Source organism: Paraburkholderia sp. Ac-20340 (assembly GCF_017104965.1).
GTDB lineage: Bacteria > Pseudomonadota > Gammaproteobacteria > Burkholderiales > Burkholderiaceae > Paraburkholderia.
On sequence record NZ_JAAGPR010000058.1, the window covers coordinates 24,911 to 33,557 of the forward strand.

The following is an 8,647-nucleotide window of genomic DNA, read 5'->3' on the forward strand; positions in this document are numbered from 1 at the left end:
CGCGCCATTTCACCTGTTGCAGTCATCGTTTTGAACCGTTGCCCGAATTTGGGGTCTGCTAGTCACGCCGGTCGTGCGGGGCTCGCTTTTTCCTGCCCGACGCGGTCCATACAACGATGAAAATCAACAGGAGGAGCGCGAGCAGCGCTTCCAGCCCAAACATGAGCATCGGGTATTCGTCGAGCAGATCAGACATGGCGGCTTCCATCGAAAACAACGCAGATTGTGCGCCAGAATTGGCGCGCACTTCCGGCCTGATGCCGGAATTAACGGCGGCGCGCGCATCGGTGCGCCGGTTCATTTCGACGCGTGCGACGAAGCGCGCGGGCACGCGGCTCGGCAAGCAGGTCGCCGGCTGGATCGGTGCGGCATCGCTCGCGGCATTGCTGGCCGCGTGCGGCGGTTCGAACTACACGCGCACGGCACCGCCCAAAGGCGCGCCCACCTTGCCCGGCCAGATCGCGGCCGCGCGTCTCACGCCGGTGGCGTGGCAGCAGGTGCCGGGCTGGCAGGACGATTCGCTGATTGGCGCGACGGCCGCGCTGCGCGCCAACTGCACGCGGCTGGCGCGCGAACCGCGCTGGCAGCGCGCCTGTGCGGCGGCTTCGCAACTCGACGATCTCGACGCCTCGGGCGCGCGCACGTTCTTCGAGACGTACTTCACGCCGTATCAATTCGCCAATAACGACGGCACGCTCGACGGTCTCGTGACCGGTTACTACGAGCCGCTGCTGCATGGCTCGCGCACGCGCCACGGCGTCTATCAGACTGCGCTGTATCGCTGGCCGTCCGGTTATCGCGCGGGCACGCCGCTGCCGGTACGCGCGCAGCTCGAACGCTCGGGCGTGCTCAACGGCAACGAACTTGTCTGGGTCGACGATCCGATCGAAGCGTTCTTCCTGCAGGTGCAGGGCTCGGGGCGCGTCGTCATGGAAGACGGCAGCGTGATGCGCGTGGGCTTTGGCGGCACCAACAACCAGCCGTACAAGTCGATTGGCCGCTGGTTGCTCGATCGCGGCGAACTCACGCCCGCGCAGGCGACCATGCAGGGCATCAAGGCCTGGGCGCGCGCAAATCCGACGCGCGTCGATGCGCTGCTCGATACCAATCCGCGCTTCGTGTTCTTCCGCGAAATGCCGTCGGCCGAGAGCGCGGCGCAAGGCGGCGCAGATGGCCCGATCGGCGCGCTGGGTGTGCCGCTCACGCCGGAGCGCTCGATTGCCGTCGATCCTTCGTCGATCCCGTTGGGCACGCCGGTGTTTTTGACGACCACGCGGCCGCTCACGAACACGCCGCTCAATCGCCTCGTGTTCGCGCAGGACACGGGCACGGCGATCAAGGGCGGCGTGCGCGCCGACTACTTCTGGGGTCTCGGCGACGACGCGGGCGACCTGGCCGGCAAGATGAAGCAGGGCGGCCGCATGTGGCTGCTGTTCCCGAATTCCTGAGCGCTTTCGCGACGCTCGGGCAGATGTGAAAAGCCGGCTCATGCCGGCTTTTTTTGTTGCTGCGTGCGTTGTTCGATTCGCTGAGCTTATTTGGGCCGCTTGTCGATCACGCGGCGCGCCTTGCCGACCGAACGCTCGATACCGTTCACATCCAGCACATTGATCTTCGCCGTCACGCCGATCAGCGCCTTGATGTCGTAAGCAAGCGCCTTCGCCGCGGCATCGAGCGCGCCATAGTCGGGCGCGGTTTCGGGGCAGGGCTCGCAGTTCAGCGTCATCACGTCCATCGGACCCTCCTTGGTGAGGACGATCTGATAGTGCGGCGCGAGCGCGGGCTGCTTGAGCAGCAGTTCTTCGATCTGCGTGGGGAACACGTTCACGCCGCGGATGATGAGCATGTCGTCCGAGCGGCCCGTGATCTTTTCCATGCGGCGCATGGTGCGCGCCGTGCCTGGTAGCAGACGCGTGAGATCGCGCGTGCGATAGCGGACGATCGGCAACGCTTCCTTCGTGAGCGAGGTGAAAACGAGTTCGCCGAACTCGCCGTCGGGCAGCACTTCGCCGGTATCCGGGTCGATGATCTCGGGATAGAAGTGGTCTTCCCAGATGGTCGGGCCATCCTGGGTTTCGGCGCACTCGGACGCCACGCCCGGACCCATGACTTCGGAGAGCCCATAAATATCGACGGCCTTGATGCCCATGCGCTTTTCGATCGCCGTACGCATGTCGTTGGTCCACGGCTCCGCACCGAAGATGCCGATGCGCAGTGACGTCGACGCCGGATCGATTCCCTGACGCTCCATTTCATCGGCGATCGCCAGCATGTAGCTGGGCGTGACCATGATGATGTCGGGGCGGAAATCCTGGATCAGTTGCACCTGTTTTTCAGTCTGGCCGCCGCCGAACGGAATCACCGTGAGACCCGCGCGCTCCGCGCCGTAATGCGCGCCGAGACCGCCCGTGAACAGACCGTAGCCGTAGCTGATATGCACCTTGTCGCCACGCTGCGCGCCCGCCGCCCGCACCGAACGCGCGACGAGATTCGCCCACGTATCGATATCCTTCGCCGTATAGCCGACCACCGTAGGCTTGCCCGTCGTACCCGACGACGCGTGAATGCGCGAAATCTGCTCCTGCGGCACGGCGAACATCCCGAACGGATAGCTGTCGCGCAGATCCTTCTTTGTCGTGAACGGAAAGCGTGCGAGATCGGCGAGCGTTTTCAGTTCGGACGGATGGACGCCCGCTTCGTCGAACTTGCGCCGATACACCGGCGAATGCTCGTAAGCGTGAGTGAGCGACCATTTCAGCCGTTCGAGCTGAAGCGCCGCGAGTTCTTCGCGGCTGGCCGTTTCGATCGGCTCGAGCGGCAGCGTGGTAGTCATGAATGTCTCCGTAACTATAAGAATGGTTTGCGGGGCGGGCTGGCTTTTTGTTCAGTCTTCCGCCTGGCCTTCGATGGGAATCACGGTGCCGCGAATCTGTGCGGATTTGCCTCTGAACATCGCCACCGCTTCGCCTGCGCGGTTCGTCACGCGGATGTCGTAGATGCCGGTGCGGCCGGATAGCACCTGTTCGACGGCTTCGGCGGTGAGCACGTCGTCGGGCTGGACCGGGCGCAGGAATTCGATCGCACAACCCGCCGCGACCGTGTTTGCGTTGTACGAGTTGCACGCAAACGCGAAGGTCGAATCGGCCAGCGTGAAGATCATCCCGCCGTGGCAGATCTGATGACCGTTGAGAAACTCGGGCCGCACGGCCATGGACAGGCGCGCGTAGCCGGCGCGCACTTCGAGCAGTTCCATGCCGAGCGCGCGGCTGCACCCATCGGCTTCGTACATGGCCTGCGCGGTGGCGCGTGCGAGTTCGTCGGGCGACATGCCGGCGTGGGCGCGAATCGATGCGGATGTGGACATATCAGCGGCCCTCGAAGCGCGGTGCGCGTTTTTCGATGAAGGCCTGCACGCCTTCCGCGTAATCGTGCGAATTGCCGAGTTCGCGTTGCAGGTCGCGTTCGAGATCGAGCTGCTGGTCGAGCGTATTCGTGGCCGAGGCGCGCAAGGCTTCACGCGTGGCAACAATGGCGCGCGTGGGCTGCTTTGCGAGTTGTGCGGCAAATGCGGTGGCCGTGGCCGCGAGTTCGGCGTCATCCGTCACTTGCCAGACGAGGCCCCAGCTTTCGGCTTTTTCGGCGCTGAGTTTGTCGCCGGTCATTGCCAGTCCGAGCGCGCGCGCCATGCCCACGCGCTTTGGCAGGAACCATGTGCCGCCCGAATCCGGCACGAGTCCGATTTTCACGAAAGCCTGAATAAAGCTCGCGCTGCGCGCGGCCAGCACGAGATCGCAGGCGAGTGCGAGATTCGCGCCTGCGCCGGCGGCCGTGCCGTTGACGGCGGCGATCACCGGCATCGGCAGCGCCTGCAGCCTTCTGATGAGCGGATTGAAATGCGTGTCGATGAGCGCGCCCAGGTCGGTCATCGCGCCCGGCGTGAAATCGAGATCGGCGAGATCCTGGCCTGCGCAAAAACCGCGACCCGCACCGGTCAGCACGAGCGCGCGCGAACCGGCTTTTTCGACTTCGTCGAGCGCCTGTGCGAGTTCGCCGTGCATGGCGCGCGTGAAGCTGTTGAGCTTGTCCGGGCGGTTCAGTGTGATTGTCGCGACATGCGTGGAAGGGTCGATTTCGACGCGGATCGTTTCAAAGGGCATTGCCTGTCTCCTCCTGTATCCGCCGCGCCTGCCGCCCGGCGGTGTGCTACGCCGTTCTGTTGCCGCTCAGACCCGCTCGATGGCGAGCGCAATGCCCTGACCGACGCCGATACACATCGTGCAGAGCGCGTAGCGTCCCTGCGTACGTTCGAGTTGATGCAGCGCTGTTGTGACCAGACGCGCGCCCGATGCGCCCAGCGGATGACCGAGCGCGATGGCGCCGCCGTTCGGGTTCACGCGCGCATCGTCGCCGGCGATGCCGAGTGCGCGCAGTACCGCGAGCCCTTGCGAGGCGAAGGCTTCGTTGAGCTCGATCACGTCGAACTGGTCGATCGTCATGCCGAGCTGCTTGAGCAGCTTCTGCGTGGCGGGCGCGGGACCGAAGCCCATGATGCGCGGCTCGACGCCGGCCGTGGCCATGCCCAGCACGCGGGCGCGACGACGCAGGCCGTACTTGCTGGCGGCGGTGTCGCTGGCGAGCAGCAGCGCGCAGGCGCCGTCGTTCACGCCCGATGCATTGCCCGCCGTGACCGTGCCATCCGGCTTCACTACGCCTTTGAGTTTGCCGAGTGCTTCGAGCGACGTTTCGCGCGGATGCTCGTCGAGCGTTACGCGCACGGGATCGCCTTTCTTCTGTGCAATCTCGACCGGAACGATTTCCTGCGCGAGCGTGCCGTCTTGTTGCGCGCGTGCGGCTTTCTGCTGGCTGCGCAGCGCGAACGCGTCTTGATCGGCGCGGCTGATGTTGAAATCGACCGCGACGTTCTCTGCGGTTTCCGGCATCGAATCGACGCCGTATTGCTGCTTCATCAGCTTGTTGACGAAACGCCAGCCGATGGTGGTGTCGTAAATGGCGGATTCGCGCGAGAAGGCCGATGCTGCCTTGCCCATGACGAACGGCGCGCGTGTCATGCTTTCGACGCCGCCCGCGATCATCAGATGCGCCTCGCCTGCCTTGATGGCGCGCGCGGCGCTGCCCACCGCATCGAGCCCCGAGCCGCACAGCCGGTTGAGCGTGGCGCCGGGCGCGTCCGCCGGCAAGCCCGCAAGCAACGCGGACATACGCGCGACGTTGCGATTGTCTTCGCCCGCCTGGTTGGCGCAGCCGTAGAGAATGTCGTCGAGCGCGCGCCAGTCCACGCCGGGATTGCGCTCGACAAGCGCGCGGATGGGCACGGCGCCGAGGTCGTCGGCGCGCACGTCCTTGAGGGCGCCGCCGTAGCGGCCGAACGGAGTGCGAATCGCATCGCAGATATAGGCTTCGGTCATCTCGGATTCCTGCGGCACGAGCGCGGAAGTGCACTCGTGCCGGACATGCTAGAGGGAAGGGGATTCGTGCGCCATTCGGCCAAACGGCATAGGCCGTTTAGCCGACTGTTGGCGCAGCCGCTTTCGGTTCAACATGGACGCGGCTTTGAACCACGCGGAAGCGGTTCGCCACGAACGCGGCGTCGGCCAGCGCGGCGTTGGCGGCGGGGTTCGCGCCGGTGCCGTGGAAATCCGAGAAAGCCGCCGACTGATTCACGAACACGCCACCCGTCAGATTGATCGACAGCGCTACGCCGCCGGTGATCGCGGCGTCGTGAGCGGCGTCGATCACCGCGTCGCTCGTGCTGTATACAGAGAGCGTGAGCGCGCCGTGGTCGCGTGCGGTCGTGCCGGCGATATCGAGCGACTGCGCGGTGGAGTCGGTCGCGATCACGAACGAGATCGGGCCGAACCATTCGCGCGTGAACGAGGCGGCGTCGCGGGCCGCGTCGAGCGAGAGGACGAGCGGCGTGCGCACGCGTGCACCAGGGAATTGCGGGTGCTCGAGGGTTTGGCTATCTGCGAGTACGGTGCCCAGCTTGCGCGCCTCGTCGATGCGGGCGGTCACGCCGTCGTTCTGGATCGCGCCGAGCACTTCCACGGCGCGTGCCGGATCGGCCACGAATTTCGTGACGGCGCCGGCGATGGCTTGTGCCACGGCTTCGAAGCTCACGTGGCCTTCGGCGGTCTCGATACCATCGCGCGGCACATAGATGTTCTGCGGCGCGGTGCACATCTGGCCCGAGTACAGCGAGAGCGAGAAGGCGATGTTGCGTGCGGCGGTTTTCAGGTCGGATACGGAATCGATCACGATCTGGTTCACGCCGGCTTTCTCGGTATAGACCTGCGCCTGGTGGGCATTGCGTTCGAGCCAGTCGCCGTTCTGCGTGCTGCCGGTGAAATCGATCAGCTTGATTTCCGGGCGCAGTGCGAGTTGCTGGACAAGCGCGCCGTCGTTGGGATCGGTCGCCAGCAGCGTGACGACGTTCGGATCGAAGCCGGCTTCGCGCAGCACGTCGCGGGCGATGCGCACGGTGATCGCGAGCGGCAAAATCGCGCCGGGGTGCGGCTTGACGATGACCGTATTGCCGGTCGCCAGATCGGCGAACAGGCCCGGATAGCCGTTCCAGGTCGGGAAGGTGCAGCAGCCGAGCACGAGACCGGTGCCGCGCGGCACGACGGCGAAGCGCTTTTGCATCGCGAGCGGCGGATTCTTGCCTTGCGGCTTTTCCCAGTGCGCATCGGCCGGAATGCGACGCAGCTGATCCCACGCATAGGTCACCGCTTCGAGCGCGCGGTCCTGAGCGTGCGGGCCGCCTGCCTGGAAGGCCATCATGTAGGCCTGGCCGGTCGTATGCATCACGCTGAACGCAATTTCGAAGCTCGCGCGATTCAGTCGCTCGAGAATTTCGAGGCTTACGCCGACCCATGCCTGCGGGCCGGCTGCGCGCCAGTCGCGTTGCGCCTGCTGGGCGGCGTCGATCAGCTGATCGGGCGTCGATTTCGGATAGCGCGCACCGAGCGCGAAGCCAAACGGCGAAGTCTCGCTGCCGACGGTTTCTCCGGTCGAGGGCTGATCGAGTTCGAAGCTGCGATCGAGGTGCGCCTTGAACGCGGCTTCACCCTCTGCGCTGGCGGTTTCCCCGTACACTTTGGGGCTTGGCATTTCGCTGAACGGGCTCCAGTACCCGCGTGTTTCGATGGCGGCCAACGCTTTCTGCAGCAGGCCTTCGTGCTTGGCGAACAACGGATGTGTCATGGCTCGACTTGAATTGAGGGGTGAGTAGAGGCCCGTGCCAATTAATTGACCGACCGGTTGGTTGGCAAATGTTAGCATTAGTCAAACTTCGGCGTAAAAGATTTTTTTGGGGACTTTCTTTAGAGGGAAGGAGGACGTATGGGGTACGAAAACATCCTGGTCGAGACGCGCGGCAAAGTCGGCCTGATCACCTTGAATCGCCCGAAAGCGCTCAATGCGCTGAACGATGCGTTGATGGACGAACTGGGTGCGGCGCTGAAGGCGTTCGACGCGGATGAAGGTATCGGCGCGATCGTCATCACGGGCAGCGAGAAAGCGTTCGCCGCCGGCGCCGACATCGGCATGATGGCGAGCTACGGCTTCATGGATGTCTATAAGGGCGACTACATCACGCGCAACTGGGAGACGATCCGCTCGATCCGCAAGCCGATCATCGCGGCGGTCGCGGGCTTCGCACTGGGCGGCGGCTGCGAACTGGCGATGATGTGCGACATGGTCTTCGCGGCCGACACCGCCAGGTTCGGGCAGCCGGAAATCAAGCTCGGCGTCATTCCGGGTGCGGGCGGGACGCAGCGCCTGCCGCGCGCGGTCTCCAAGGCAAAGGCAATGGATCTGTGCCTGACGGCGCGAATGATGGATGCAGATGAAGCCGAGAGGGCGGGGCTGGTGTCGCGTGTGATTCCGGCTGCGGATCTGCTCACGGAGACGATCGCTGCCGCGACGACCATCAGCGAGTATTCATTGCCCGCAGTCATGATGGCGAAGGAAGCGGTGAATCGCGCCTACGAGACAACGCTCGCCGAGGGCGTGCATTTCGAGCGCCGCATGTTTCACTCGCTGTTTGCGACCGAAGATCAGAAGGAAGGGATGACCGCGTTCGTTGAGAAGCGCAAACCGGCGTTCAAGAACAAATAAGCGGTGCGCGGGCGAGGGCGGGTGGATTTTTTGCAGCCACCCCCTTGCGGGGTGGCGCCCATAGCGCTAAGATTCGCCCCCTTCGCTGCACGCCGTACCGCAGCGAAGCCGCCGACAGAAACACGGCGGTTCGATCCGGCAGCGTCTTTTAAGCAGTAGCATAAAAAAAGATGTTGACGAAACGAAGAAGAGCCTTCATAATCTCGTTTCTCTGCTGCTGACGCAGCGACGCAGAACCCGCCGGAAAGTTTGGATGTCTGGCTGGTGTTCGCGAATCGATCTTTAAAAATTTACAGCCGATAAGTGTGGGCGCTTGATGATAATGCGGCCCGATGAGTTCTCCGGAATTCGCCGGGAGTGGCAAAAGTATCAAGAGTCTCGCACAAAAGTAAGTCAGGTTTTTGAAGTAATTCAAATTCCTGTCAGCTTTGAGTGAGCGACCGGTTCGAGAGAACCGAAAACAGTAACAGGTTTAAACTGAAGAGTTTGATCCTGGCTCAGATTGAAC

7 protein-coding genes are annotated in these 8,647 nt (G+C 63.9%); 2 read left to right on the forward strand and 5 right to left on the reverse strand.

Annotation, left to right across the window (positions count from 1 at the left end; translation table 11 throughout):
• The first annotated feature begins 116 nt into the window (after positions 1 to 116).
• A complete protein-coding gene (locus G3N59_RS35840; RefSeq protein WP_241024823.1) occupies positions 117 to 1,448 on the forward strand; it encodes an MltA domain-containing protein in 1,332 nt (443 codons plus the stop codon).
• 86 nt (positions 1,449 to 1,534) lie between these two features.
• Here the strand turns inward: G3N59_RS35840 and paaK are convergent, their stop codons facing one another.
• The 5 genes from paaK to paaN form a co-directional block, all read right to left on the reverse strand.
• On the reverse strand, positions 1,535 to 2,833 hold the full coding sequence (gene paaK / locus G3N59_RS35845) for a phenylacetate--CoA ligase PaaK (RefSeq protein ID WP_205987733.1): 1,299 nt from the start codon (positions 2,831 to 2,833) through the stop codon (positions 1,535 to 1,537).
• A gap of 51 nt (positions 2,834 to 2,884) precedes the next feature.
• On the reverse strand, positions 2,885 to 3,364 hold the full coding sequence (gene paaI / locus G3N59_RS35850; protein WP_241024824.1) for a hydroxyphenylacetyl-CoA thioesterase PaaI: 480 nt from the start codon (positions 3,362 to 3,364) through the stop codon (positions 2,885 to 2,887).
• 1 nt (position 3,365) lies between these two features.
• Positions 3,366 to 4,157, reverse strand: coding sequence for a 2-(1,2-epoxy-1,2-dihydrophenyl)acetyl-CoA isomerase PaaG (paaG, locus tag G3N59_RS35855; protein WP_205987734.1), 792 nt, complete (start codon positions 4,155 to 4,157; stop codon positions 3,366 to 3,368).
• Positions 4,158 to 4,223: 66 nt separating this feature from the next.
• The gene (gene pcaF / locus G3N59_RS35860; protein ID WP_205987735.1) at positions 4,224 to 5,426 is read right to left on the reverse strand and encodes a 3-oxoadipyl-CoA thiolase; all 1,203 of its coding nucleotides are present in this window, start codon (positions 5,424 to 5,426) and stop codon (positions 4,224 to 4,226) included.
• 97 nt (positions 5,427 to 5,523) lie between these two features.
• Positions 5,524 to 7,224, reverse strand: a complete 1,701-nt coding sequence (paaN, locus tag G3N59_RS35865; RefSeq protein WP_205987736.1) for a phenylacetic acid degradation protein PaaN — start codon at positions 7,222 to 7,224, stop codon at positions 5,524 to 5,526.
• A 138-nt stretch (positions 7,225 to 7,362) separates the two neighbouring features.
• Here paaN and G3N59_RS35870 point away from each other — a divergent pair, with 138 nt between their 5' ends.
• Positions 7,363 to 8,139, forward strand: coding sequence for an enoyl-CoA hydratase (locus G3N59_RS35870; RefSeq protein WP_205987737.1), 777 nt, complete (start codon positions 7,363 to 7,365; stop codon positions 8,137 to 8,139).
• Positions 8,140 to 8,647: the final 508 nt, after the last annotated feature.